The sequence below is a fragment of the Nonomuraea sp. NPDC049158 genome, assembly GCF_040648335.1.
Lineage (GTDB): Bacteria > Actinomycetota > Actinomycetes > Streptosporangiales > Streptosporangiaceae > Nonomuraea.
The window spans coordinates 14332-40163 of record NZ_JBEZDM010000064.1; the positions used below are offsets into that span (position 1 = coordinate 14332).

A 25832-nucleotide genomic window follows, 5' to 3' on the forward strand; every position below is an offset into this window, starting at 1 on the left:
AGCGACGGTGCCTCGACGGCCTCACCCCACATAGCCGTCTTCAGGGCTTGGCCAGGGCGAGGTCGAGGACATGCCGGGCTGTGGCGTCCAGGAGTTCGGGGCCGGGCGGGCCGCCGTGGACGAGCGCCTGATAATAGAGCGGGCCGAGCAGCACGCTCAGCAGCGTGTCCACGGTCGGCTCGGTCACCGGGCGGCCGGTGTGGCGTTCGAGCACGGCGCGCAGCCCCAGCAGGTCGCGTTCGCGCTGCTCGCGCAGAAACCCCTCGCGCAGCGCCAGGGCCGTGGCCTGGTCGGTCTGGGCGTGGCCGAGCAGCGCCCGCAGGACCTGGCCCGACGGCTCCTCGAAGAACCCGGCGATCCGGTGGAGCTGCGCTTTCAGCTCCTCCTCGGCGTCCGCCTCGCCGCCCGGCCAGGCCAGGGCCTCGCGGGCGTCGTCGGCGAGGGTGTCGAGGAGGATGTCGACCTTGGACTTCCACCAGCGGTAGACGGTCTGCTTGGCGACCCCGGCCCGGGCGGCGATGCCCTCGATGGTCACCCCGTTGAACCCCCGCTCGACCAGGAGATCGTCGGCGGCGTTGAGCACCGCGAGCCGGATGCTCTCGCTGCGCTTGGGGCCCGTCCGGCTCACCACGGCCGTCCGTCCGGCGGCGGGCTCGGCGTTTCGGTCGGCGGGGATGGTCATCTGTCCTTTCGGGTACGTCTCGGCAGCACGATTCTGGCATGCCACCGGTCCGTGGAACGCGATGGAACGCCCTTCGGAGAGACCGCTACTCAATTCGCCGGAGTGAATCCATGTCCGAGTCAGTGTGGCGCGACGGCCCGCCCTACGGCCATCTCGCGCAGGAGTTGATCGCGGGACGCTGGCGGCGGCTCCTCGCCGGTATCTTCGATGCCGTCCTCCTGGTCTTGCTCACCCGGCCCCTCCTGGCGCGGGCCGGGGTCTTCGCGCCGATGGACCCGGCGAAGGACTTCGCCGACTTCGTCTTCCACCTGGACTGGCGCTGGCTGATCGCCGGGGCGCTGGCGTGGTACGCCTACCACTGGCTGCTGGTCGGCTACTGGAACGGGCAGACCGTCGGCAAGAAGGCGTTCGCCATCCGCGTGGTGCGGGAGAACGGCGCCCGGCTCACCCCGGCCATGGCGGCGGGGCGCGCGCTGATGTCCGGTTTCTTCGTCGCGGTGGGCCTGACCGTGATCGACCTCGTCTGGATCATGTTCACCCGGCGCAAGCACGCGCTGCACGACCTGGCCGCCAACACGGTGGTCATGATCGACTGATCAGGAAGTCCAGGACCGCCGGGCCGGCGACCTCGCGGAACTCCTCGAAGTAGGCGTGCCTGGCGCCGGGGATGAGCCGGAGCGTCGCGCCGGGGATGCGGCCCGCGAGCAGGGGCGCGTTGGCCGCCGGGTTGAAGACGTCGTCGGTGCCGTGGACGACCAGCGTGGGCGCGGTGATGCCGGGCAGCGCGTCCCAGGCGTCGTGCCCCGCGCTGGCGGCCAGGTGCCGCCGCCGGGCGAAGGCGGGCATGCCGGGATCGCCGAGGGTGGTGTACGGGCCGGGGTGGGTGGCCAGCCAGGCCGGGGTGTACATCAGCTCCAGCAGCGCCCGCCGCGCCGCCTGCCGGTCGGGCTGGGCCAGCGACCTCTTCACGGTGTTGTCCCGTTCGAGGCCGTGCGCGCCGCCGGGCGAGGTGCACCCGAGGATCAGCGACCCCACCCGGTGCGGGTGATCGGCCGCCAGCCACTGGGCCACACGCCCGCCCATCGAGGTGCCGTACACGTGGGCCCGGTCGGCGCCGAGATCGTCGAGGACGGCGACCACGTCGGCCGCGAAGCCACGGGTGGTGTAGGGGACGTCGGGCTTGTCGCTGTCCCCGGTCCCGCGGTAGTCGAGGGTGACGGTGGTGTGGTGGTCCTCGAAGTCGTCCCTGACGCCGTCCCACCAGTGGTGGTCGTTGGCCTGCCCGGCCAGCAGAACGAGGGGCTCGCCTCGGCCGCGGATCTGGTAGGAGACGGCGACGCCGTCCCCGGTGACGGTTACCGGCATGATCGTGTGTCGAAGCGGCGGGCCAGGTCCAGCAGGAACCCGGCGCCGATGAGCAGCCCGACGGAGACGGTGATCACGCTCGACCAGCCGCCCGTCTCCCACCGGTAGGCGGCCAGCGAGCCGAAGACCGAGCTGCCGGCGTAGTAGGCCAGCAGGTACAGCCCCGCGGCCTGGCCCACGCCGACGCCGACCCGGTGGGCGCGGTCGGAGACCCAGCCGCTGACCAGGGAGTGCGTGCCGAGGAAGGCGAAGGTGACCATGGCCAGTCCGATCACGATGGCGGGGAGTTGGGGCGCGGCGGTGAGCAGCGTACCGGTCACCAGGAGCGCGACGCCGAGCAGGGCGGCCAGGCCGAGCCCGCGCCGCAGTGCCAGCCGCCCGGCGGCCAGCGGCCCCGGCACGCCCACCGGATAGGCCAGGAACACCAGCGCGCCCGCGCCGCCCAGCAGATAGGGGGCCGCCTCCAGGCGGAAGGTCAGCGCGTTGCACAGCCCGACGAACGCCCCCATCGTCGCCGCGCCGACCAGGCACAGCGCCACCAGTGACGGGTCTCGCAGCGTGAGCGCGGTGTTGCGCAGCAGGTCGCCCAGCCGCGGGCTGGAGCGTTCGAAGTGCCGCGACGGCGGCAGCAGGACCCACAGGCCGATCGCGCAGAGCAGCGTGACGACCCCCACGACGGCGCTGGCGCCGCTCCAGCCCCACACCGCCTGAACCGGGCCGGGCAGCAACCGCCCCGCCGCCCCGCCGAGGGCCGTGCCGGTGATGTAGGTGGCGTTGGCCCGTACGTGGGACCCTTCGGGCATCTCCTCACGCAGGTAGGCGAGCGCCACGGCGGGCAGCCCGGCCAGCGCGACGCCCTGCAGCCCGCGCAGGACCAGCAGCGAGTGCCAGGTGGGCGCGAACGCGGTGGCGATGCCCAGGACCGCGCAGCCGGTCAGGGACCACCGCATGATCACCACCCGGCCCACCACGTCGGAGATCGGGCCGACGAACAGCAGCGCGACCGCCATCGTGATCGTGGCCAGCGACAGCACCGCCGTCGACTCCGAGGCGGAGACCCCGAAGTGGTCGGCGACGCCGGGCAGCAACGGCTGGACGTAGTAGAGCGCGAGGAAGTTGGCCAGGCCGCCGAACATCAGTCCGTACCTGATCCGGAGGGAGGCGCGATCCCCTGACACGAGAGTCGAGAGCACCCGTCGAGCGTGCCCGCTCAGCTCTGATGCGCAAAATGCAGAATTTGACGGAGCTGATGCGGAAGGAGCATCATCGCAGGATGGAGCTGCAGACCTTGCGCTGGTTCCTGACGCTGTGTGACACGGAGAACATGCGCGACACCGCGGCGATGGAGGGGATCAACCAGTCCACACTGTCGCGGGCGCTCGCCCGGCTGGAGGCCGACCTGGGGGTCGAGCTGTTCCACCGGCACGGGCGCCGGCTCGCGCTCAACCGGTTCGGCCTGCTGTTCCGCGAGCACGCCGACCGCGCCGTGGACGAGCTGCAGGGCGCGCGCCGCCGCATCGACGCCCTGACCAACCCGGACACCGGCCTGATCCGGCTGGGCTTCCTGCACTCGGTGGGCCGCTGGCTGGTGCCGGAGATCCTGCGCGACCTGCGGGCCGGCACGCCCGGCATCCGCTTCGAGCTGCACCAGGGCTTCGCCAGGGAGCTGTTCACCTGGCTGGGCCAGGGCGACATCGACGCCGCCCTGGTCACCCCGCCACCGGAAGGCAATCCCGCGCGCTGGCACCCGCTACGCGAGCAGCGGCTCTGCCTCGCCCTGCCCGTCGAGCACCCGCTCGCCGCCGTCCCGGGCCTGACGCTCGCCGACGTGCGTGACGAGCCGTTCGTCGCCTTCGCCCCGACCACGGACCTGCGCCGGGTGATCGACCGGCTGTGCGAGGAGGCCGGGTTCGAACCGGTGATCGCGTTCGAGAGCGAGGAGATCGCCACCGTACGCGGCCTCATCGGCGCCGGGCTCGGCGTGGGCGTCCTGCCGCTGCCCGCCTCGCTGGAACACGACGACCCCACCTACCGCCCGCTCGTCCCCGCCCAGCACCGCCCCATCGGCCTGGCCTGGAACCCGCTGCCTGCCCCGACCGCCGCCGCGGCCCTGTTCGTCGAACACGTGACGACTACTGCGAGGCGCTCTTGACGGCGAGCGGCTCGGCGGGGGCCTCGGCCTTGGCGGCTTCCATGCGCTCGCCGAGCTCCTGCAGCTCCTTGCGCCCCATCGCGGCGCGGACCTGCGGGAACCAGTCCTTCTCCTCCTCCTCGACGTGGTGCCGGACGTTCTCGATGAGCACCGTGACCTTCGCCTTGAAGTGCTCGTCCTTCGGGTCGAGGTCCTTCAGCTCGGACAGCAGCCACACCACGACGTGGTGCTCCTCGACGCTCTCCAGCACGTGGTCGCTCGTCTCCGGCACCTTGGCGCGGGCGGCCGGGTAGAAGTACTCCTCCTCGATGTAGGCGTGCGTGACCAGCTCCTTGGTGATCTGGTCCACGAGGCGGCGCTTCTCGGTGTAGGCCCGCTCGCCGGCCTGCTCGAACTTCTTGAACAGCCCCTCGACCGTCTTGTGGTCGTCCTTCAGCAGCACGATGGCGTCCATCGGATCTCCTTCGTTCCCTCGTCCGGCGTGCTGCCGTCTGCCCGGGGCCGGTCGGCTAAAACCGCAGCTGGTGTACGTCAACGACAACTACGGCTGGACGCCTACGTACGTCACTACGCCCTGAGGGTGCCGCCCGACTGCGTGGCCGCCATTCACCACGACCTCGGCGAGGCGGCCCTGCGCATGATGGAGCGCAACATGTCCGCCCGCCTCGCCCTCTCGGCCGAGTGCCTGGACCGGTGAGCCTCACTCCTCCGGCGGCGGAGGGTGGCGGAAGGCGGCCTGGACGCCCGCCTGGAAGCGGGTGTGGGCGCCGAGCCTGCTCATCAGGTTCGCGATGCGCCGCTCGGCCGTACGGTAGCCGACGCCGAGCTGCCGGGCGATGGCCTCGTCGGTCAGCCCGGCCACCAGGAGCGCGATCAGCCGCTCGTCGTCGTGGGCGGAGGCACGCGCTCGCGCGGGCGGGGCCGCGCCGGGCGCCGGAGGCCGCAGGCGCAGCGGCAGCGCCCGCTGCCACAGCCCCTCGAACAGCCGGCTCAGCGCCTCCAGCAGCCCGGACGGGTGGACGACCAGGGCGGCGTCGGCGTCGGGGTCGTCCGGGTGGTGCCGGAGCAGCAGCAGGGCGAAGCGGTCGTCCATGAGGTAGAGCTTCATGGGCAGGCTGGGCAGCACCCGCGCCTGCTGGCCCGCCCCGACCATCGTCTCGATCTGGCGCAGCGCCCCGATCCGGTCGACGAAGCCCCGCTCGTAGATCATGCGGCTCGTGACGCCCCGGTCGAGCAGCTCGCGCTGGGCCGCCACGCTGCCCGGCGGGTCGAAGTAGGGCGGCTTGGACAAGCAGCGCAGCTGGTGCCAGGCGGCCCGCTGGATCTGGGCGTGCCGCTGCTGGACCGCCCGCTGCCCGGTCACCACCTCGACGACCGCCGGCGGCGTCTCTCCGGCCGCCCGGCGGCGCTGGAAGGCCTGGTCGAGCTCGCCCGCGCGCTCGCGGGCGCGCAGCAGCTCCCGCTCCGCGGTGACCAGGAGCACGTCGAGCGCGGCCTCCGGGGCGACGGCGGCGTAGTGGGCGCCGGACCGGGTGACCAGCCCCTTGGCCTCCAGCGCGGCGAGCACGGCGGGCAGCTGGTCGGCGCGCAGCCCGGTAGGCGCGCCCAGCGACGCGATCCGGGCGGTGGTGGCCGGCGAGCCGTCGATGAGCAGCTCGTACACCACCTCCTCGTCCGGGGTGAGCCCGGCCGCGCCGAGCGCGCCCGCGCCCTCCCTGTCACTCCGGGACATCGTGTACGCCCTTCTCGTCGGCCAGCCAGCCGCGCAGGACGGCCTGGTAGCCGGCCTGGAAGCGGGTCTGGGCGTCCAGCTGGATCATCATGGCGTGCACGTGACGGCGTACCGTGCGGTCGCTCCAGCCGAGGTGGGCCGCGATGGCCTTGTCCGTCTGGCCCGCCACCAGCCGGGCCAGCAGGTCGCGCTGCGCGTCGGTCGGGCTCCTGGTCTCCGGCAGCCGGGCGCGCCCATGGCTGACGTGCAGCGGCACGGCGCGCTCCCAGTACATCTCGAACAGCGCCGCCAGCGCGTCGAGCAGCGTCGAGTCGTACACGACCAGGGCCGACTCGACCATCTGCAGATCATGCCGGAGCGGTACGAGGGCCATGGGGTAGTCGCTGAGCACCAGCTTCATCGGCACGTCGCCGACGCGCACCTGCTCGCCCGCGGCGATGTAGTCCACGATGGTCTTCAGCGTGCCGCGCATCTCGATGGCCCGCCGGTCGTAGACCACCCGGTAGTCCACGCCGCGGCTGAGCAGGTCGAACTCCTGGGTGTTGCCGCCCACCACGCCCGCGTACGGCGGCGCGTCGAACATCCGGATCTCGCGCCGGGTGCCGCGCTGCAACTGCTCGAACCGGCGCAGCACCGCCTCCCGCCCGATCACCACCTCCACCAGCCCGCCCGACTCCTGGGCGGGTGTGGTGAGGTGATAGCGCGTGGACAGCTGGGCCACCCGCAGCCGGGCGTCGGCCAGGGCACGGGAGCGCTCGCGGATGAGCGCGTCCAGCCCCATCTCCGGCGGTACGACGACGAACCGGGGCGGGTCCTCGGGCAGGCGGGCGATCAGCCCCAGCTCCTCCAGCCCGACGGCCAGGCCGGGAGTGCCGGCGAGCCGGTCCAGCTCGTCGAGGGTGACGGGGGAGTGCTCGACCAGAGCCTCGTAGAGGGCCTGCTCCGCCGCTGACAGGCCGAGGATGCGCAGCATCCCAACATGATCACCCAAAACCCCGGTTCCCGGCCGTCCTTTTCCCGTCATTGGCGGGAAAAGGACGTCGAGTCATCTTCTCAGGATATTTCTTGACATGTCATGGTTCGGGAGAGTCGATCATGCCTGCTACCCCGCGAGGAGAACCATGACTCGTCCACGATGGCGCAACCCGTCCATCGGGCTTTTAGCGCTGGGGCTGGTGCTGTCGACCGGTATGGCCGTAGAGCCGCCGGCTTCGGCCACCCCCGCACCCGCCCTTTCCGGCCAGACCGCCGCCGCCGTCGAGTCGTCCGGAACACCGGCCAAGGACGCGCCGAAGATCACGCTGATCACCGGTGACGTGGTCGCCTACGACACCGGCCCCGGCGGTACCCCGCGTCACCAGGTCACCCCCGCCAAGCGACCTGACGGCGCTCCGGTGAACTTCATCTCCGTCCGCGATCGGGGCTCCTACTACGTCTTCCCCTCCGACGTGATGGACCTGGTGTCGTCGGGCCGCATGGACAAGGGCCTGTTCGACGTCGCCTACCTGGCCAAGAACGGCTACACCGACAAGGAGAGCGCCGGCCTGCCGCTGATCGTCCAGTACGGTCAGGCCAAGCAGCCGGCCAACACCCTGTCGGCGCAGGCCGACGCCCTGCCCGCCACCTCCGCGCCGCGCGGGCTGCCCAGCGTGGGCGGCGCGGCGATCCGGGTGGACAAGCAGGCGGTCCAGCAGTTCTGGACCGCCGTCGATCCTCCTGCGAGCGACAAGAACGCCACGGCCAAGCTCGACCGGGGCGTCTCGGCCATCTGGCTCGACCGCAAGGTGCAGGCCGTACTCGACAAGAGTGTGCCGCAGATCGGCGCGCCCGAGGCGTGGGCCGCCGGGCTGAAGGGCGAGGGCGTCAAGGTCGCGGTCCTCGACACCGGCATCGACCTCGGCCACCCCGACGTCGCCGGCCGCGTCGTGGCGAGCGCGAACTTCACCGCCGAGGCGGACATCCAGGACGGTCACGGGCACGGCACCCACGTCGCCTCCACGATCGCGGGCAACGGCGCCGCCTCCGACGGCAAGTACACCGGCGTCGCGCCCAAGGCGTCGCTGCTCATCGGCAAGGTCATCGACAAGAGCGGCAACGGGTTCGAGTCGGACATCATGGCCGGCATGGAGTGGGCGGTCGGCCAGCAGGCCAGAGTGATCAGCATGAGCCTCGGCGGCTGCTGCTACACCGGGCCCGACCCGATGAGCCAGGCGGTGGAGAACCTCAGCGCCCAGTCGTCGTCGCTGTTCGTCATCGCGGCGGGCAACGACTACCTCAACCGGAAGATCGCCTCGCCGGGCTCGGCGCCGTCGGCGCTGACCGTCGCCGCGGTGGACGGGTCGGAGAAGCTCGCCGAGTTCTCCAGCAGGGGCCCGGTGCTGGCCGACTACAGCCTCAAGCCGGACATCGCCGCCCCCGGCGTCGGCATCGTGGCCGCGCGGGCCGCGGGCACCACGATGGGCACGCCCGTCAACGACCGCTACACCGGCGCGTCGGGCACCTCGATGGCCACCCCGCACGTCGCGGGCGCGGCCGTGCTCCTGGCGCAGAAGCACCCCGACTGGACCGGCGCCCAGCTCAAGAACGCCCTCACCAGCACCGCCCGCGACGACGGCTACGGCTCGTACGAGCAGGGCGCGGGCCGGGTGGACGTGGCGCGCGCCGTGAAGCAGGCGGTCACCGCCTCGGGCAGCATCGACTTCGGCCTCATGGCCTACCCCCACACCGCCCCCGTCACCAAGACGCTCACCTACACCAACGACGGCGACCAGCCGGTGACGCTGACGCTCAAGACCGGGCTCAAGGCCCACGCGGGCACCGCGCCCGCGCGTACGCTCACCCTGGACCACGACACGGTCACCGTCCCCGCGCACGGCACCGCGCCCGTCGCCGTCACCTTCGACCCGTCGGGACCGGCCACCTGGTACGAGGGCTTCGTGCACGCCACCGACACGAGCGGCGTGAGCGTCAACACCGCCGTCGGCGCGTTCGTGGAGCCCAAGAAGGTCACCATCAAGACCCGGATGGTGCTGCCCGACGGCGCGACGGACGTGCAGGAGATCCCCTGGGCGATCCTGCGTACCGACGACCGTGACGACCTCGACTTCGTCTACTACCCCAGCACCGGCACCGAGACCGAGACGCAGGTGTACGCCGGCACCTACAGCGCGAACGCCGGCATCAGCTGGCGTGGGCGCGACGGGCAGTGGAACATCGGCCTGCCGTCGCAGCCGGAGTTCGAGGCCACCAAGGACACCACGATCACCCTCGACATGCGCAAGGCCCGCCAGGTCACCCAGAAGACCCCGGACCCCACCGAGGTCTACAACTCGCAGTACGCCTCCGAGCGCGAGGCGGCCAACGGCGTCGGGGCCGTCCGCTTCGAGTCCATGTCGCCCACCTACGGGCTGCACAACTACTGGCTGCTGCCCACCCGCTCGATCACCCAGGGCACCTTCGACGTCGCGGGACAGATCCTGCGCGGCGCCCCCGTGATCAGCATGAAGGCCGACAGGCTCACCCTGAGTCCCCGCTACCAGAGCCTGGCGGCCGACGTTCCCAAGCTGAACGGCCGCAGCACGCTCACCCTGGTGTCCGGGGGCCGCGGTCAGACCGCCGACCTCGCCGGCGCCGGCGTACGCGGCAAGCTCGTCCTGCTCGACCTGTCCGACCTGTGCCCGGCCACCGGCTGCACGGGCAACGCGCTCGACCGGGTCAAGGCCGCGGCCGACGCCGGCGCCGCCGGGGTACTCGGCTACGGGGCGGTCAACCGGGCCTTCCTCGAACTGACCAAGGGCTGGCCGATCTACCCGATCCCGACCATGAGCCTGCCCGCCGACGAGGGCCGCGCCCTGGCCACGCTGCTCGCCAGGCGGCCGGTGAGCATCCAGGCCGAGGGCGTCACCGCCACTCCGTACATCTACTCGCTGCTCCTCCACGAGCGCGGCCGCGTCCCGGCCAAGCTCGACTACGAGCTCGGCAAGCGCGACCTCTACGAGATCAAGAACCGCCTGCACGCCGACCGGCCCGCCCTCGCCTCCATCAACTGGTCGGCGACCGTGGTCACCCATCCCGGCTGGCTGCTCGGTCCTCGGTTCGGCTACTCCTGGCCCGCGCAGAGCACCGTGACCGAGTACGTCGGGCCGGTCTCGCGGGACGTGTCGTGGGCTCGTGAGACCCAGCTGACCTACCCCGAGGGCACCGACTACCGGCAGACCACCGGAATGTGGGCGAGCGCCACGGACGTCTACCCGACGGCCGGTGGGAAGACCGAGGAGTGGGGAGCCCAGCCGCGCGTGCCCGGCACCCCGGTGTTCTCCGACCTGGCCCGCTCCACCGGGACCACGACGTGCTTCCCCTGCCGCACGGGCGACACCTTCGTGGCCGCCCTGCCGATCCTGGGCCCGGAGCCGAACCACCAGGAGGCTTTCACCTGGAACGCGCGCTTCGACGAGGAACGCGGCGGCAAGGACGAGCTGCACCTCTACCGTGACGGCCAGGAGATCCCCATGGTCGAAGCGGGCACCAGCGGCCCGGTCCTGATCCAGATGCCGAGGTACGACCTGCCGGAGGGCGAGGCCCGCTATCGCCTCACCGACAAGTTCCACACCCCGCAGCCGCTGCAGAAGTACGCCACCGACGTGGCGACGGAGTGGACGTTCAAGTCCAAGCGCCCGACCGGCGGGCTGCGGACGCTCGACGACGGCCTGTGCGTCGGCTGGTTCTTCGCCAGCACCCTCGCCCCGTGTGAGCCGGTCCGCCGGCTCAACCTCCGCTACGACCTGGACCTCGACCTGGACAACACAACCGCGGCGGCCCGGCCGCACAAGATCACGATCACCGGCTACCAGGGCTCCTACGACGTGCCCGACGCACGCCTCGGCAGCCTGAAGCTCTCGGTCACCTACGACGACGGCGCCCACTGGAAGCCCGTCACCACCGCCAAGAAGAACGCCACCTCCTACACCGCGACCATCGCCCACCCCGCCCTGTCGGCCACCAACGGCACCGTGGGCATCCGCGCCCAGGGTGTGGACGCCGAGGGCAACACCATCGACCAGACGATCACCCGGGCCTACGGCCTGAAGTAGCGCGAAAACGGATCGGCACGCCGGGCGTGCCGATCCGTTTCCCGTTATTCGCTCTGCTGGTTGTACAGGCCGTCCATGGCCTGGAGGAGCGGCGCGGGGTACGAGCCCGACCCCGCGTCGCTTCGCTGTCCGCCCCACGAGGCCTGCCACGCGCCGGTCGAGGTCGTCCGCATGGCGGTGTGGCTCAGCGTCCCGCCGTCCGCGTTCTTGTCATAGACCGCCCAATGATGGGCAGTGCGCTTGTTGGTCGCCGAATCGACGCTGACCGTGTCGTCATGGCTCGAGGCGAGGAAGGTGTAGTCCGTGCCCATCTGGGAGAGTGGCTGCTTCGACAGCCAGCTCAGGAAGCCGCTGCCCGGGCGCATGTCGCTGCACTGCTCGTGGGTGATGGCGCACGCGGTCACCAGCGCGCTGCCGATGCCCTGGTGCGGCGTGGAGAGCGTGACCATGTCCTCGATGTACAGATACGGGGGCCAGCCGCTGGGCCACCCGGCCGCGCCGATGTTGTTCAGATCGACCGTCAGCCCGCTCAGGTCGGGCGGCGTCTTGCCCACGCCGTACCTGTTGACGCCCTCGATCGCGGCCTTGGCGACCAGACCGCCCATGGAGTGCGCCACGACGTCGATCGCCGTGTCATGGCTGGAGTAGAAGTAGTAGACGGTCCACGCGAACTGCCGGCCGATCTCCTGGATGCGGGAGTCGGTGGTGCCCTGATATCTGATCTCGCAGTTGGTGGCCTTGTTGTAGTAGCCGAACGTACGGACCTCGCCCCAGCCATTGGCGTTCAGCAGGTCCTTGGCGTCCTTCCAGCTGCTGGCGCAGTTGGTGTCGGCCTCACGGTCGAAGCCGTGGACCAGGAGGGTGACCCGGTGCCCGTCACCGCGCGCGGGCGCGGCGGAGGCCGCCGGCGCGGTGGCGATGAGGGCGGCCGCGACCAGGACTCCGACCAGGGGCAGGGATAAGCCGGATCTGACGAATCTGTGCATCCACGCGCTCCGTTTCCGTGAGGTCGGAAGCACGGTAAAGCGCGGGCGATCATCCGCGAATCGGTCGGCGCGCGGCGCCTCGCCGGTCATGCGGGCTCGCGACTAAGTAGCCGCGGTCACTCACTTAGGTCGAGGTCGCCGAGCTGGGCTCGGGAAGCCACACCGAGCTTGGGAAACGCTTTGTACAGATGATGTCCCACCGTACGCGGGCTGAGGAACAGCCGCGCGCCGATCTGCCGATTGGACAGCCCGGCCGCCGCCAGCCGTACCACCTGACGCTCTTGCGGCGTCAGCCGGTCGAGCAGGCCGCCACTCCTGGACACGGCCGCCTCGCCGGCCGCCTCCAGCTCGCCGTGGGCGCGGCGGGCCCAGGGCGCGGCACCGAGCGCGTCGAACGCCTCGAAGGCCGCGCGCAGCCACCGCCGCGCCTCCGACCGGCGATGCGCGCGCCTGAGCCACTCGCCGTACAGCAACTCGTTGCGCGCCTGCTGGAACGGCTGATCAGCGGGTACGGCCACAGCCCGCGCGAAGTGCCCGCCCGCCTCGTCGCCCTCGGCCAGCAGCCCCCGGAGCCGGGCGGCGATCGCGTCCGCCCACGGACGCTCTACGACGGCCGCCCAGCCCTCGAACGTGGCCGCCGCCCCCGCCGCCAGATCCGCCCGCCCGGCGCGGACCGCCGCCTCGACCAGATCGGGCGCCGCGCAGAGCGCGACCACGGGATGGCGATGGCCCGCCGTCTGGAGGTGGTCGAGAGCGGCCCCGGCCCTGCCCTGGCCCAGCTGGGACAGACCGAGCGCCCAGGCGGCGAGCGCCCTGGTGGCCTCGACGTCGCCGTCCGCCTTCGCGGCCAGCTCCAGACAACGCTCCTCCGCACCGCCGACCGCGGCCAGCCAGGCCAGCAGCCCGTGCAGGTGCCCGGCCCGGTGAGCCTGGTGGATGTCGGAGGCGACGGTCAGCGCCTCGGCCGCGGCGGCCGACGCCTCGCGGTGCCTGCCGCGCAGCATCTGGGCCTGGGCGAGCAGCGCCAGCGCCTGGGGGAGCAGGCCGATCAGACCATGCTCGCGACAACGGGCGACCAGCGACTCGGCCAGCCTGTGAGCTGTGACCTCGTCACCCGAGACGATGCTCAGGGAGGCGGCGAGGGGCAGCAGGTCGGGGGCGTCGCCCGCGAGCCGGGCGGCGGCGCGGATGGGGGAGAGGTCCACCACGGCCTGGCCCTCCACGAGCCGCGCCATGACCGCCATCCCGGCGGCTAGCACGCCGGGCCCTTGGGGTAGCGGCTGCGGCTCTTCTGGCTGCGCAGAGTGGGCCCCTTGTCGCCACGGCGGCTGCGGTCCGCCTGGCAGGGGTGGTCGCGGTGCTTCCGGTTGCGGCGGTTGAGGCCCTTTTGGGAGCGGCAGTGCGAGCGCGCTGAGTCGGTGGTCGGCGTCGTGGGCGAGCTTGGGGTCGGCGGCGAAGGAGGCGTAATGGATCGCCTCGGCCAGCATGCGAGCCGCGAGCGCGGGGTCGGCGGTCAGTACGTGCCCCGCGCCCTCGACCAGGATCCGCCCGGCCGCGCTCGGGGAGCCCTGCTCCACCTCCACGCGGGCACGTACCTGGGCGAGGCAGGCGCGCTCGGCCGGAGTCGTGGCGAGCGTCGTGGTGAGCGGCGCCGCCCGGTCGGCCAGCCCGGCGGCCCGCTTCAGCTGACCCGCCTGGACCGCCAGCTCCGCCGCCGCGATCAGCCTGCGCGCCGTGCGGGCGGTGTCGGCGGTGAGGTCGGCGGCCCGCTCGTACGCCACGGACGCGGCGGCCGTGCCCTGCCGGTCGCGCGCCCGTAAGGCGGCGCGCTCCAGCTCCCCGGCGACCCTCTCGTCCGGGCCGGTCGCGGCGGCGGCCCGATGCCAGGCCCGCCGATCGGCCCGCGCCTGACCATCGAGGGATTCGGCCGCCTGATCCCCCAGAGACGCGGCCGTCCAGTTGTCCTGGGACGCGGTTGTTCGGCCGTCCAAGGGTGTGGCTGTTCGGCCGGGCGGGGACCCGGTTGTCCGGCCGTCCAGGGGCGCGGTTGTCCGGCCGTCCAGGGGTCTGCCCATGGGGTCACCCAGACACCTGGCCGTCTGGTCGCTCAGCGACTCCGCCAGCGCCAGGTGGGCCGCGACCCGGCGGAAGTACGGCGCGCCACGGTAGGCCGCGCTCCTGATCAGCGGGTGCCGGAACGACAGCCCGGCCGCCGAGAGCTCGATCAGCTCTTCGCGTTCGGCGAGCGTCAGGTCCGCGACCGTCGCGCCGAGACGGGCGGCGGCCCGCAGGATCAGGTCCAGATCCCCGGTGTCGTCGGCCGCCGCCACGAGCAACGCCGCCCTGGCCGGCTCGGGGAAACGGTCGATATAAGCCTCGAACGTGGTCCGCACCCGATGCGACAGCGGCCCCGACTCGCCCGCGAACGGCAGCGGGCTCAACCGCCCCGCCCGCTGCTCAGGAGTCAGTACGGCGGCGAACTCGATCAGCGCCAGCGGGTTACCCGCCGCCTCGTCGAGGACCCGGCGCCGCACCTGCGGCGCCAGGTCGCGAGCCCGATCGGCCAGAAACTCCGCGGCCACCGCCGCCTCCAGCCGGCCCAGCCGCAGCTCGGCCACCCCGGACGTGGCCAGGGCCTCCCGGTGCGGCGGTGTCACTCGGGGCGTGGCCATCGTCTCCAGGCGCGACCGTGCCACTGCGGGTGTGGCCAGGGCCTCCCGGTGCGGCGGGATCGTTTCGGGCGTGGCCATCGCCCCAGGGCGCGGGGTGGTCGCGCCGTCCCGGAGGGCGAACAGCATGACCACGCCCTCGGCGTCGAGCCGCCTGGCCGCGAACAGCAGCGCGTCGGCGGAGGCGTCGTCGAGCCACTGCGCGTCGTCGACCAGGCACAGGATCGGCCCGTCGCCCGCCAGATCGGACAGCAGCGTGAGCGCGGCCAGCCCGACGAGGAACCGGTCGGCCACCTCGGAGGGCGCCGCCCCGATCGCGCCGCGCAGCGCCGCCGCCTGGCCGGGCGGCAACCGCCCGGCGTGCCCGAGCACCGGCCGCAGGAGCAGGTGGAGAGCGGCGAACGGCAGCTCGGTCTCCGACTCCACCCCCAGCGTGCGCAGCACCGGCCAGCCGGCGGCCCGCCCGGCCGCGTAGCCGAGGAGCGCCGACTTGCCGATGCCGGTCTCGCCCTTGATGACGACCGCGCCGCTGCGTCCGGCCAGGGCGGCGTCGAGCAGCGCGTCGATCTCAGCCTGCTCGGCCCCGCGTCCGTACAACATCCGGCCTCCCGACGATCATGTCAGGGGAGTCAGTATGGAACCTCGACAAGCCAGGGGTAAGACGGAGGCGTCATCGCGGACGTTATCCGCAGTTGTCCCACTTGGCACGGCCCCCGCGGGCGACGGCCGGGTCGTGGCCGAGCGGCTTGATCGTGCCCCAGAACTTCACGCACCTGCCCTGCGCCCAGTATTTCACCGGTCCCGCGTAGGACTTGAAGTTGCCGCGGTCAGAGCGCACGATCGGGCTCTGCTTCGTGTCCTTGATCGGCTTGGCCATGACCGTGAGCTCGGCGGTGACCGGGGTCTTCGTGCCGACGAAGCTCGACTTGATCGTGACCACGCAGTTGTAGCCGTTGCCGCGGTTGTAGAGCAGGTAGACCGTGCCGTACCGGCGGCCGCTCGAGGTCTTGACCGGCTGCGTGCCGCCGGTGATGCGCGCGTAGCCGGAGCCGCAGATGCTCTCCGGGCTCGCGGCTGCGGCGGCGTTCGCCGGGCTCGCAATGACACCGCTGAGGCAGAGTGCCGCCGTAAAGAGTGCCGCCTTTGTCGGCATTCTCACCTGATTGTCCCTTCATAGACCACTTGACTGATGATCTCGACAAGCATGCCCGAAATTTGATTATCGGTCCAGGTTCTAAGGGTTAACGGCAGGTGGAGCCCTATCGGCCGGTGCACGGGCGTGATGTCCGGTCATGGGCGCGATGAGTCGGCTCAGTCGCCTTGCTGTTCGTGGGCCGCCTGGGCGGCGAGGATGGCGTTGGCGTGATCCCGGATCCAGTCCGACAGCGCCTGGAGGGGCTCGGTGATCCCCTGGCCGAGGTCGGTCAGCGCGTAGCTGACCTGCGGCGGCGTGGTGGGCGTGACGGTGCGCAGGACGAGGCCGTCGCGAACCAGCGTGCGCAACGTCTGGGAGAGCATCTTCTCGCTGATCCCTTCGATCTTTGCGCGTAGCTCGTAGAATCGCATCGGCCTCGTCACCGGCGCGGGCCGCGGCATCGGCGCCGCGACAGCCCTCGAACTGGGCCGTCGCGGGTTCCACGTGATCGTCAACTATCAGCGCGACGCGGCGGCGGCCGCCTCGGTGGTCGGGGAGATCACGGCGAGCGGCGGCAGCGCGCGGGCCGTTCAGGCGGACGTGTGCGACCCCGGCCAGGTGGCCGACCTGGTGGCCGCCTGCGAGCGGGTCGACGCGCTCGTCTGCAACGCCAACATCCGCCCGCCCTTCGCTCCGCTGACCGATCTGTCCTGGCCGGACTTCTCCGGCAAGGTCATCGGGGAGCTGTCGGCCGTGTTCCACATCACCCGGCAGGTCCTCGACCTCATGCGGAAGCAGGGAGACGGCCGGATCGTCTATGTCTCCAGCGTCAGCGCCGACCTGGTGCGGCCGGGCACGATCGCGCACGCGACCGCCAAGGCCGCGCTCAACACCTTCGCGCAGCACGTCGCCGCCGAGGCCGGCGGGTGGGGGATCGCCGTCAACACCGTGGCCCCCGCCGCCGTTCGGACCGAGGGCAGCGCGGCCATGCGCACCCCTCAGGCGGAATCGGCGCTGGCCCGCCGCTCGGTCCTGGGCCGGATGCTCGACCCGCGGGATGTGGCCGCGGTGATCGGTTCGGTCCTCGACGGCGGCTTCGGCGCTGTGGCGGGTGCCCACATCCCCGTGGACGCCGGCTACCGCGTCCTGCCCGGCTGAGGGCAGGACGCGGTAAGGGCGTCACCTCTCGAACGCGACCGCTCGGCCTGTCACAGCCGGCCTTGTGACTGCCTGGCCCGCCGCGGTCGGCCTTGTGACCGGCCGGCCCGTCACAGCCGGCCGCTCTCGATGGCCTCCTTCAGTGCCACCTGGGTCTGCTGGTGGGAGGAGACGCCGTTGGTCACGGTGAAGTCGATGAGCAGGACGTTCGCCTCGAACGTGAGGTGCTCGGTCACCCGGGTCTGGCCGCCGCCCAGGTCGGTGAAGTCGATCCGCTGGTGGGTGACGACGTTCGGCATGGTCCAGGTGTCGGTCTCGTAGAAGTATTCAGCGGGGTGCAGGCGCTGCTGGGCGTGCGTGTTGGCGGTGACGGGCACCCCGTCGGTGACCGGGACGTCCTCGACGGCCGTGAAGTTGATGTACCGCAGCCCGTCCTGGACGTAGTCGGCGTGGGTGGCGACGCGCTTCAGGAAGGGGTGCAGGCCGATGTGGTGATTGATGTCCGAGTACGCCGCGAAGACGTGGTCACGGGGGGCGTTGATGTCGATGGAGAGGTCACGGGTGACCGCGGTCCGGCCGTCCAGGGGGAGGGGGCCGGTCAGGTGCTCGTAGAACCGGTAGGTGTCCCAGGCGAGCTGCCACTGGGTGGCGAGCAGCGGGTCGCTGTCGGCACGGGCGGGGGTGCCGGTCAGGACGAGGGTCACGATGAGCAGCGGGGCGGTTAACAGGCGCAGAAGTCTCGGCACGGGTACCTCATGGAGCTGAGTTCGATGTTACGAGTACCTTCTACCCAAAGATCGCCGGTTGGCGATCACTTGAGGGCGAGCGCGCCCGCGCCCCCGGCCAGCACCGCGATCACCGAAAGGGTGGCCAGCGACAGGACGCTCGAGACCAGGATGGTGTCGCGGGGCAGCTCGGTGGGCCGCCCGTACTCGGCGGCGTAGACGTAAGTATTTTGCGCGGTGGGCAGCCCGGCGAACAGGACAGCCGCGAACAGCGCATGGCCGTCGAGCTGAAGCAGGAACCGGCCGACCAGGAACGCCACCAGCGGCTGGACCAGCAGCTTGAGCGTCACCACCGGAGCGACCCGGCGCCAGGCGACGGCCGAGCCGTTCAGCGACATGCCCAGCGCGAACAGCGCCAGCGGCACCGCCGCGCCACCGAGCAGGTCCAGCGGCCGCATCACGGGTTCGGGCAGGTGCCAGCCGAGGGCGGACATGCCCAGGCCGAGCACCGAGGCCACCACGATCGGCATCCGCAGCGGGGCCAGCAGGGAGGAGCGTTCGACGCCCAGGCCCAGGAAGATCAACGGGGACATCACCAGGACCTGGAAGATCAGCACCGACACCACGAAGGTCGCGTCGTGCAGGACGTACAGGCCGATGGGGATGCCGAGGTTGCCGGCGTTGACGTAGGCCGACGACATCGCCCCGATCACCCGGTCGGGCAGCTTGCCGCGCAGCGTCACGAGCGCGAGCACGCCGACGACGACGGTGCTGATCGCGAAGGCCAGCAGCGGACGCGGCTGGATCTGGCTGAGCGGCGTACGGCTGAGCGTGGTGAACAGTACGGCGGGCATGGCGATGGTGAACGTGAACCCCGTGAGCGCCTGCTGGAACTGCCCGCTCGCCACCCGGAAACGCCCGGTCAGCCACCCGAGGGCACCGATGATCCAGATGGGGGTGAACGCCGTCACTACCGTAAGCATTGGACACACCGTACCCATCGCCGGAACGCGCGCCGAGGGCGGGTCTTCCCCAGGGGTGCTGGTCAACAGCGCGGGCCGGCCCTGATCGGCCGGCCCGCGCGGTATCGGAGGTCTTACCAGCCGCCGCCGTGGAGCTGGCCGCGCACCGCGCCGCCGGGGAACTCACCGGTGTGCAGGTTGACGTACCAGTTCTTCGGGTTGTGCTTGATCCCGCCGGCGACCTTGGCGGAGGTGCTCGCCGTACCGGCGATGCCGTTGATCCCGGCGGGCAGGCCGTTGGCGTCGCTGAAGAAGTTCACCACCACGGGGCCGTTCTTGCCCTTCTTGCCGCGGTGGATGTGCCCGTTCGTCGGCGCGGCGATCTTCTTCCAGGCGGTGGCGAAGTGCACCTGGGTGCCCTTGACCCAGACGAGCCACGCGGCCCGGCCGTCCTTGTCACCGACCTTCGTACCGGGCGCCGGGACCTCCTGGCGGCCGTCGGCCGAGGCGGTGAGTGTGGAGTGCGAGCCGTTCGCCAGCACCGACTCGAGCGCCACCGGGCGGATCTTGTAGAGCTGGCCGCGGACGGCGCCGCCGGGGAACTCGCCGGTGTGCAGGTTGGCGTACCACTTCTTGGGGTTGTTCTTGATCCGGTTGAGCAGGCCGGAGTCGCTGACCTTGACGGTCCCCTTCACGGCGCTCAGGCTGCCGGGCAGCGCCTCGCCGAAGAACGGGATCTTGACGTCGCCGTTCTTGCCCGCCTTGCCCTGGTGGATGTGGAACGCGGTGGGGGCGGCGATGTTCTGCCAGCGAATGGCGTAGTCCACCTGGTTGCCATGGATATGGAACACGGCGATCGCGCTGCCGTTCTTGTCGCCGACCTTCGCGCCCGCCGCGGGCACCTCGTTCTTGCCCAGCAAAGAGGCGGCCAGGTAGACATCGGAGCTCGTGCTCGCCTGCGCCGCGGCGGGCGCGAGGCCACCTGCGACCAGAGCGGTAGCGAGAACCAGGCCGGGGACGGTGAGGGTGCGCTTCGTCATGATGACCCTTTCAGACGCCTCGAGGGTGAGGCTCATTGCTGTGTTGACGCACGGTTGTACGGGGTGCGGCAGCAGCCGGGTTCAACGATGGAATGTGTAGAAATACGCACAAGAAAAGCGCTTTGCGGTGAAAAGGCGCACGCCACTTATAGCGATCTTGCCAAGCAAGAGATCCGACCTGACTAAGCCGCGTAGACGGGTGCGAGGTCGATGAAGATGCGGTAGTCCGAGATCAGTCCGTCGTCGCGGGTGTGCCAGATGGACACGGCCGCGACGCTGACGTCCTTGCCGTCGAGCCGCCGGTAGGTGACCTCGGTCTCGGCGATGGTGTCGGCGTCCACCTGCCAGCTCCTGACGATCCGATGCCGCAGGCCGCCGATGGTGGCGAAGAACGTCCGCAGCCCGGCGGCGATGGCCGCGCGTCCCACCGTCGGCTCGGCGTTGCCGAACACCAACGTGGCGTCCTCGGCCAGTAACTGGGCGAACTTGTCGGGGTCGAATGTGTCGACCACCTGGAAAACGCGTTGCGCCACATCGTCGGACATGCCGATCATTCCTTACGTGGTCGTCGGGGCCGCTGGTGAGGACGATACGGAATCAAGCGCCATGCGCAACTATCACGAAGGTGGTTGTCTCGTCGCCGGGTGAATCGGCTGATCGCTCATCGCGAATTCCTGCCTCCTGGTGAATGGCCGATAGGCGATCTATGTTTGGTCTGATCGTGCGACCCTCAAGGAGATGTTCACGGTGAAGAGACTTCTCGAAGGAACCCCATTACGCACCGGTGTCGTCGCGGCCGTCGCGCTGGCCGGTGGCCTGCTGACCGCTTCTCCGGCCACCGCCACCGCGGCCGGCGAGCGTACCGTCGCTTCGGTTTCCCAGGTGGCGGGCTCGGCCGCCGCGCGTCCTCGCAATGGCAAGATCCTCTACGACCGCGTCAGTGGCGGCCAGGGCACGCTCAAGATCAAGAACGGCACCTCGAGGGACGGCGTCGTCACGCTGGTCAAGGGCAGGACCAAGGCGATCAGCATCTACGTTCGCGCCAGGTCCAGCGCCAGCGTCAGGGATGTCAGGGACGGGACGTACCGGGTCTACTTCACCACCGGCTCCCGGTTCAGGGTGTCGAAGGGCAGGTTCAGCCAGAGCCCCGTGTACCAGCGGTTCAACGATCGGCTGAGGTTCACCACGACCGCCACCTCGAGGAGCGTCTGGACCCTGACCCTCAACCCGGTCAGAGGCGGCAACGCGCGGACCACCTCGATCAACCCCAAGGACTTCCCGGCCTGAGCAAGGCGACCACCGGGGCGCCTGAGCTGCCGTGAGATCCTTCATTCGTGACGACGACCGAGCCCGCCGAGCCGACCCCGCGCCGTGGTCGTGGCCGTCCCGGCTACGACCAGGCCGCGATCCTGCGTACCGCCGTGGAACTGTTCAACCGTAAGGGGTACGACGCCACGAGCATGGGAGACCTGGCCAAGGAGCTCGGACTGACGAAGCCGGCCATCTACCATCACGTCACGAGCAAGGAGCAACTGCTCAGCCAGGCATTGGACGACGCTCTCGACGAGCTCACCGCCGTCGTGACCGCGGCCTCCGGCGACCCGGCCGGGGCGACGGCGTACGACCGCCTGCGTGAGGTGGTGCGGCGCAGCGTCGAGGTACTCGTGGCACACCAGCCCTCCGTCACGCTCCTGCTCCGGGTGCGCGGCAACAGCGGGATCGAGCTGGCCGCCCTGGAGCGGCGTCGCTGGCTCGACGACCGCCTCGCCGCGCTCGTCGCGGACGCCGTCGCGGAGGGCTCCCTGCGCGACGACGTGCCGCCGACGCTGGTGAGCCGGCTGCTGTTCGGCATGGTGAACTCGCTGGTCGAGTGGTATCGCCCGGACGGTGTGTACGCCGCCGCGACGGTCGCCGACGCCATCACCGTCATCGCCTTCGACGGCCTGGCCCGCCACCGAGCCTGACCCCGCGCGCCCTGCTCACCACGTGTAGAAGCCCTGGCCCGTCTTGCGGCCCAGGTGCCCGGCGGCGACGAGGTCGCGCAGGATCCGCGGCGGCTCGAAACGAGGTCCCAGCTCGCGCGCCAGGTGTTCGGCGATCGCGAGCCGCACGTCGAGTCCGACCACGTCGGTGGTCCGCAGCGGTCCCATCGGGTGGCGGTAGCCGAGGGTCATCGCCGTGTCGATGTCGGCCGCGCTCGCGACGCCCTCCTCCAGCATCCGCATCGCCTCGAGCGCCAGGCAGACACCGAGGCGGCTGCTCGCGAAACCCGGCGAGTCCGCGACGGTGATCGGTGTCTTGCCGAGGGCCGTCACCCACTCCTGTGCCCGCGTCACGAGTGCCGGCTCGGTGCGGGGCCCGGTGACGATCTCGACGAGGTCGCTCACCGGGACGGGGTTGAAGAAGTGCAGCCCGAGAAAGCGGCCCGGCGAGGCCAGCCCGGCGGCGAGCCCGCCGATCGACAGGCTGCTGGTGTTGGAGGCGAGCACCGCGTCCGGTGCCCACCGCTCGACCAGGGCGAGCACGTCGGCCTTGAGCGCCGCGTCCTCCGGAACCGCCTCGATGACGAGCTCGCACGGGGCCAGCTCGCCCGGATCGGTCGTCGTCCGCAGCCGGGCCAGGGCGTCCGGGAGCGGGACGCCGAGCCTGCCTTTCGCATCGGCCTTGGCCAGGCTGTCGTCCACCCGAGCCTTGGCCTGATCAGCCGCCTCGGGGCCGTTCTCCACGACGATCACGTGGCTGCCCGAGGCCAGGAACGCGTGCGCGATCCCGGACCCCATCCGCCCACCGCCGAAGACACCCACCGTCCGCGGCAGGGCGTCGCCGGTGGTGTGCCCTGTCTGCTCCTGGGCGTCGCCGGTCATGAGCTTCGCTCCTGTCGCCGGTTCAGGAATGCCGTCATGCGAGTGTGTTTCTCCTCCGTCTCGAACAGGACCGCCTGTGCGAGATCATCGACGAATGGGTGCGCGGCCCTCGGGGCGTGGAAGACGGCCTTGGTCAGCCGCGTCGCCAACGGTGCCCGCGCGGTGATGCGGTCGGCGAGCCGATGCCCCGCGGCCAGCAGGCCTTCGGGCTCCACGACGTCGTTGAGCAGGTACACCGCCCGCGCCTCCTCAGCCGTGAGGACACGCCCCGCGAGGAGGATCTCCTTGGCCAGAGGTTCCCCGACGAGCTCGGCGAGGCGCCAGGCCGCGCCGGCCGCCGCGACGATGCCGAGGTCCGTCTCCGGGTTGCCGATCCGCGCCCGCGGCGTGCCGATGCGGAAGTCGCAGGCGTAGGCGAGTTCGGCCCCGCCGCCCAGGGCGTACCCGTCGATGAGGGCCACGGTCGGCATCGGCAGCCGGTGGATCCGGTCGAAGATCTTCGAGTTGATGCCCCGCAGCGCGTCGTCCCGGTTCCGCTCGCGGAGCTGGGCGATGTCCGCTCCGGCGGCGAAGGCCGGCCCTTCGCCGGTCAGGAGTACGACGCGCGGCTCCTCTTCGACGGCGGCGCACGCCTGGTGGAGCGCGGCGACCAGCTCGCGGTCGATCGCGTTGCGGACCTCGGGTCTGTTGAGCCGCCACACGACCCGGTCGGCGCTTTCCTCGATGATCAGCGTCATGACCGCTCCACCAGGAGAGCGCTGCCCTGGCCGACACCGACGCACATGGTCGCCAGCCCGCGCCGGCCTCCGGAGCGTTCGAGGCGGCCGAGCAGGGTGACGAGGATGCGGGCCCCGGAAGCGCCCAGCGGGTGTCCGAGGGCGATGGCCCCACCGTCGGCGTTGACCAAGTCCGGGTCGAGCCCGAGATCGCGGACGCAGGCGAGGGACTGCGCGGCGAACGCCTCGTTGAGCTCGACGGCGTCGAGGTCGCCCACGGTCCACCCGGTACGCTCGAGCACCTTGCGGGTCGCCGGGACCGGGCCGATCCCCATGATCTCCGGCGGCACTCCGGCGTTCGCCGCCGCGACGAGCCGGGCCCGCGGGGTCAGGCCGGACTGTTCGAGGAAGCGCTCGCTCACCACCACGACGGCAGCGGCGCCGTCGTTCAGCGAGCTGGAATTGCCGGCGGTGACGACCCCGTCAGGACCGTTGACCGGCCGCAACCGCGCCAGCCGCTCCAGGCTCGTGTCCGGCCGCGGCCCCTCGTCGACGTCGACGACGCCCGCACCGACCGGTACAGGGACGATCTCGTCGGCGAACCAGCCCTCCTTGATCGCCGAGACGGCCCGCTGGTGGGAGCGAAGCGCGAACGCGTCGAGCTCGTCGCGGGTCAGGCCCCAGCGCCGCGCCACCGTCTCGGCGGTCTGCGGCATGGAGGCGGTCGTCGCGGCGTCGAAGCGGGGGTTGGTGAACCGCCAGCCGATCGAGGTGTCGAAGGAGGCACCCGGCTTGGCGAACGCCTTGGCCGGTTTCTCGGTGACCCATGGCGCCCGGGTCATCGACTCCACCCCGCCCGCGACGACGACATCGACGTCGCCCGCCGCGATGAGGGCGCGCGCCGTCGCGACCGCGGTGAGACCGGAGGCGCAGAGCCGGTTGACCGTGAAGCCGGGCACCGAGTCGGGCAGGCCCGCCAGGAGAGCGGCCATCCGGGCGACATCGCGGTTGTCCTCACCGGCCTGGTTGGCCGCGCCGAAGACCACCTCATCGACGAGACCAGGGTCGATCCCCGCCCGGGCGACGGCCTCTCCCACGACGAGGGCGGCGAGGTCATCGGGGCGGACGTGGGCCAGCGCGCCGCCGTAGCGGCCTATCGGCGTCCGTACGCCGGAGACGACGAAGGCTTCGGTCACGAAGAGCTCCTGTGGTCGGAAATCGCGGAGAACATCGGGTGGTGAAAGCGAAGGTCAGGCGTCGTAGTCGACCGTAACGTTCTCGCTCACGGGAAACGTCTGGCAGGTGAGGACGAACCCGGCCGCCACCTCGGACTCTTCGAGAGCGTAGTTACGGCGCATGTCCACCTCACCCTCGCGGACGACGGCGCGGCACGTCCCGCAGACACCACCCTTGCAGGCGAACGGCAGGTCGGCCCGCGTCGCCTGGGCACCTTCGAGGAGCGTCGTCTCCCGGGAGACGGTGGACGTCGTACGCAGGCCGTCGAGCACCGTCGTCAGCACGCTGCTCGCGCCGGTCATCATCCTGTCGTCCCGCCGCGGCGGTGGCGGGGGCGCGTCGACATAGAAGAGCTCGACGTGGACGTTCCGTGCGGGGACGCCGAGTTCGGTGAGTACGGCCCGCGCGTCCTCGACCATGCGCAGCGGTCCGCACAACCAGACGTGATCGAACGTCTCGATCGGCACCAGCTGGGTGAGCAGGCGACGCAGCCGCTCGCCGTCGAGCCGCCCCGAGAACAGCTCGACCTCGCGTGGCTCGCGCGACAGCACGTGGACGACCTGGAGCCGGGGACCGTACCGGTTCTTCAAGTCGCCGAGTTCCTCCGTGAACATCACGCTACGGCTCGTCCGGTTGCCGTACAGGAGCGACACCTGGGCGCCGGGATGGGCCAGCACCGTCGAGGCGACCGACAGCATCGGGGTGATGCCCGACCCGGCGGCGACGCACAGGTGCCGCTCTCCCAGCGCCGGGTCGGCCCGCCAGGAGCCGGTCGGAGCCTGCACCTCGATCCGCGTTCCCGGCCGCACCTCGTGGACGAGCCAGGAGGAGAAGAGCCCGTCCGGGATCTCGCGGACCCCGATACGCGGCGGGGCGCCGGCCGGTGCGCAGATCGAGTAGGACCGCCGATGCTCCTGACCGTCCACGAAGCGGCGGAGGGTGAGCGACTGCCCGGCCCGGAAGTCGTACACCTCGCGCAACTCCTCGGGCACCGCGAACGTGATCGCCACGGCGTCCTCGCACAGGTGGTCGACCGCCGCCACGGTCAGCGAGTGGAAGGCGGCGGACGCCCGGGTCGTCGCGCGGCCGGGCGCGAGCGTGCTCATCTCATATCTCCTTGACATGCTCGAACGGCTCAAGGCAGTCGGTACAGCTGTAGAGGGCCTTGCAGGCGGTGGCGCCGAACTCGGAGACCAGGCGGGTGGCCGTCGAACCGCAGCGCGGGCAGGCCGGAGCGAGCCGACACCAGTCCAACGTGCTCGGCACCATCAACCCGGTCGCCGACGTGCTGCGCCGGGCCCGCGAGGTGGGCGCGCTGGT

25 protein-coding genes and 1 pseudogene are annotated in these 25832 nt (G+C 71.3%); 7 read left to right on the top strand and 19 right to left on the bottom strand.

Annotated elements, in window-relative coordinates; all coding sequences use genetic code 11:
• Positions 1-40: 40 nt before the first annotated feature.
• A complete protein-coding gene (locus tag AB0B61_RS55475) occupies positions 41-682 on the bottom strand; it encodes a TetR/AcrR family transcriptional regulator (protein ID WP_358450052.1) in 642 nt (213 codons plus the stop codon).
• Positions 683-792: 110 nt separating this feature from the next.
• Here AB0B61_RS55475 and AB0B61_RS55480 point away from each other — a divergent pair, with 110 nt between their 5' ends.
• Positions 793-1278 carry an RDD family protein gene (locus AB0B61_RS55480; protein ID WP_358450054.1) on the top strand — a complete coding sequence of 162 codons (486 nt, stop codon included), beginning with the start codon at positions 793-795 and terminating at the stop codon, positions 1276-1278.
• Here AB0B61_RS55480 and AB0B61_RS55485 read toward each other — a convergent pair.
• Positions 1265-2047 (bottom strand): alpha/beta fold hydrolase, encoded by a 783-nt coding sequence (locus AB0B61_RS55485; RefSeq protein ID WP_358450056.1) that lies wholly within the window; start codon positions 2045-2047, stop codon positions 1265-1267. The two genes, AB0B61_RS55480 and AB0B61_RS55485, sit on opposite strands and share 14 nt — an antisense overlap.
• The gene (locus AB0B61_RS55490) at positions 2038-3240 is read right to left on the bottom strand and encodes an MFS transporter (RefSeq protein ID WP_358450058.1); all 1203 of its coding nucleotides are present in this window, start codon (positions 3238-3240) and stop codon (positions 2038-2040) included. Before AB0B61_RS55490 ends, AB0B61_RS55485 begins: the two co-directional genes overlap by 10 nt.
• An 80-nt stretch (positions 3241-3320) precedes the next feature.
• Between AB0B61_RS55490 and AB0B61_RS55495 the strand changes: the two genes are divergently transcribed.
• Positions 3321-4199, top strand: coding sequence for a LysR family transcriptional regulator (locus AB0B61_RS55495; protein ID WP_358450060.1), 879 nt, complete (start codon positions 3321-3323; stop codon positions 4197-4199).
• Here AB0B61_RS55495 and AB0B61_RS55500 read toward each other — a convergent pair.
• Complete coding sequence (locus tag AB0B61_RS55500) at positions 4180-4653, bottom strand: hemerythrin domain-containing protein (protein ID WP_358450062.1); 474 nt, start codon at positions 4651-4653, stop codon at positions 4180-4182. The two genes, AB0B61_RS55495 and AB0B61_RS55500, sit on opposite strands and share 20 nt — an antisense overlap.
• 27 nt (positions 4654-4680) lie before the next feature.
• On the opposite strand from AB0B61_RS55500, the gene AB0B61_RS55505 reads away from it, so the two are divergent.
• Complete coding sequence (locus AB0B61_RS55505) at positions 4681-4896, top strand: hypothetical protein (RefSeq protein ID WP_358450064.1); 216 nt, start codon at positions 4681-4683, stop codon at positions 4894-4896.
• Between the two features lie 3 nt (positions 4897-4899).
• Here the strand turns inward: AB0B61_RS55505 and AB0B61_RS55510 are convergent, their stop codons facing one another.
• Together AB0B61_RS55510 and AB0B61_RS55515 are read right to left on the bottom strand one after the other, a co-directional pair.
• Complete coding sequence (locus tag AB0B61_RS55510) at positions 4900-5931, bottom strand: helix-turn-helix transcriptional regulator (RefSeq protein WP_358450066.1); 1032 nt, start codon at positions 5929-5931, stop codon at positions 4900-4902.
• Positions 5918-6904, bottom strand: a complete 987-nt coding sequence (locus tag AB0B61_RS55515; RefSeq protein ID WP_358450068.1) for a LuxR C-terminal-related transcriptional regulator — start codon at positions 6902-6904, stop codon at positions 5918-5920. The genes AB0B61_RS55510 and AB0B61_RS55515 overlap by 14 nt, the downstream gene beginning before the upstream one ends.
• A gap of 148 nt (positions 6905-7052) precedes the next feature.
• Between AB0B61_RS55515 and AB0B61_RS55520 the strand changes: the two genes are divergently transcribed.
• The gene (locus AB0B61_RS55520; protein WP_358450070.1) at positions 7053-11021 is read left to right on the top strand and encodes a S8 family serine peptidase; all 3969 of its coding nucleotides are present in this window, start codon (positions 7053-7055) and stop codon (positions 11019-11021) included.
• 44 nt (positions 11022-11065) lie between these two features.
• On the opposite strand, the gene AB0B61_RS55525 is transcribed toward AB0B61_RS55520, so the two are convergent.
• From AB0B61_RS55525 to AB0B61_RS55540, 4 genes are all read right to left on the bottom strand, one after another.
• Positions 11066-12007, bottom strand: coding sequence for a hypothetical protein (locus tag AB0B61_RS55525; RefSeq protein ID WP_358450072.1), 942 nt, complete (start codon positions 12005-12007; stop codon positions 11066-11068).
• 116 nt (positions 12008-12123) lie between these two features.
• Positions 12124-15276, bottom strand: a complete 3153-nt coding sequence (locus AB0B61_RS55530) for an AAA family ATPase (RefSeq protein ID WP_358450074.1) — start codon at positions 15274-15276, stop codon at positions 12124-12126.
• 82 nt (positions 15277-15358) lie between these two features.
• On the bottom strand, positions 15359-15835 hold the full coding sequence (locus AB0B61_RS55535; RefSeq protein WP_358450076.1) for a hypothetical protein: 477 nt from the start codon (positions 15833-15835) through the stop codon (positions 15359-15361).
• Between the two features lie 152 nt (positions 15836-15987).
• On the bottom strand, positions 15988-16242 hold the full coding sequence (locus AB0B61_RS55540) for a helix-turn-helix domain-containing protein (RefSeq protein WP_358450078.1): 255 nt from the start codon (positions 16240-16242) through the stop codon (positions 15988-15990).
• Here AB0B61_RS55540 and AB0B61_RS55545 point away from each other — a divergent pair.
• Complete coding sequence (locus tag AB0B61_RS55545) at positions 16241-16969, top strand: SDR family oxidoreductase (RefSeq protein WP_358450100.1); 729 nt, start codon at positions 16241-16243, stop codon at positions 16967-16969. The genes AB0B61_RS55540 and AB0B61_RS55545 overlap by 2 nt on opposite strands.
• Positions 16970-17079: 110 nt before the next feature.
• Here the strand turns inward: AB0B61_RS55545 and AB0B61_RS55550 are convergent, their stop codons facing one another.
• The 4 genes from AB0B61_RS55550 to AB0B61_RS55565 form a co-directional block, all read right to left on the bottom strand.
• Entirely contained in the window at positions 17080-17715 is a 636-nt protein-coding gene (locus tag AB0B61_RS55550) for an SRPBCC family protein (protein WP_358450080.1), read from the bottom strand.
• 65 nt (positions 17716-17780) lie between these two features.
• Positions 17781-18677, bottom strand: a complete 897-nt coding sequence (locus AB0B61_RS55555) for an AEC family transporter (protein ID WP_358450082.1) — start codon at positions 18675-18677, stop codon at positions 17781-17783.
• A 113-nt stretch (positions 18678-18790) separates the two neighbouring features.
• Positions 18791-19696, bottom strand: coding sequence for a CHRD domain-containing protein (locus AB0B61_RS55560; protein WP_358450084.1), 906 nt, complete (start codon positions 19694-19696; stop codon positions 18791-18793).
• A 182-nt stretch (positions 19697-19878) separates the two neighbouring features.
• Entirely contained in the window at positions 19879-20241 is a 363-nt protein-coding gene (locus AB0B61_RS55565; protein ID WP_358450086.1) for a nuclear transport factor 2 family protein, read from the bottom strand.
• Between the two features lie 202 nt (positions 20242-20443).
• Between AB0B61_RS55565 and AB0B61_RS55570 the strand changes: the two genes are divergently transcribed.
• The gene (locus AB0B61_RS55570; RefSeq protein ID WP_358450088.1) at positions 20444-20983 is read left to right on the top strand and encodes a hypothetical protein; all 540 of its coding nucleotides are present in this window, start codon (positions 20444-20446) and stop codon (positions 20981-20983) included.
• A gap of 47 nt (positions 20984-21030) precedes the next feature.
• Positions 21031-21660, top strand: a complete 630-nt coding sequence (locus AB0B61_RS55575; RefSeq protein WP_358450090.1) for a TetR/AcrR family transcriptional regulator — start codon at positions 21031-21033, stop codon at positions 21658-21660.
• A 15-nt stretch (positions 21661-21675) separates the two neighbouring features.
• Here the strand turns inward: AB0B61_RS55575 and AB0B61_RS55580 are convergent, their stop codons facing one another.
• The 5 genes and pseudogenes from AB0B61_RS55580 to AB0B61_RS55600 form a co-directional block, all read right to left on the bottom strand.
• Positions 21676-22560, bottom strand: a complete 885-nt coding sequence (locus tag AB0B61_RS55580) for a 3-hydroxyacyl-CoA dehydrogenase family protein (RefSeq protein WP_358450092.1) — start codon at positions 22558-22560, stop codon at positions 21676-21678.
• Entirely contained in the window at positions 22557-23297 is a 741-nt protein-coding gene (locus AB0B61_RS55585) for an enoyl-CoA hydratase/isomerase family protein (protein WP_358450094.1), read from the bottom strand. Before AB0B61_RS55585 ends, AB0B61_RS55580 begins: the two co-directional genes overlap by 4 nt.
• Positions 23294-24472, bottom strand: coding sequence for a thiolase family protein (locus tag AB0B61_RS55590; protein ID WP_358450096.1), 1179 nt, complete (start codon positions 24470-24472; stop codon positions 23294-23296). The genes AB0B61_RS55585 and AB0B61_RS55590 overlap by 4 nt, the downstream gene beginning before the upstream one ends.
• 54 nt (positions 24473-24526) lie before the next feature.
• Positions 24527-25618, bottom strand: coding sequence for a 1,2-phenylacetyl-CoA epoxidase subunit PaaE (gene paaE / locus AB0B61_RS55595; RefSeq protein ID WP_358450098.1), 1092 nt, complete (start codon positions 25616-25618; stop codon positions 24527-24529).
• 1 nt (position 25619) lies between these two features.
• Positions 25620-25832, bottom strand: a pseudogene (locus AB0B61_RS55600) (phenylacetate-CoA oxygenase subunit PaaJ); the annotation flags it as partial.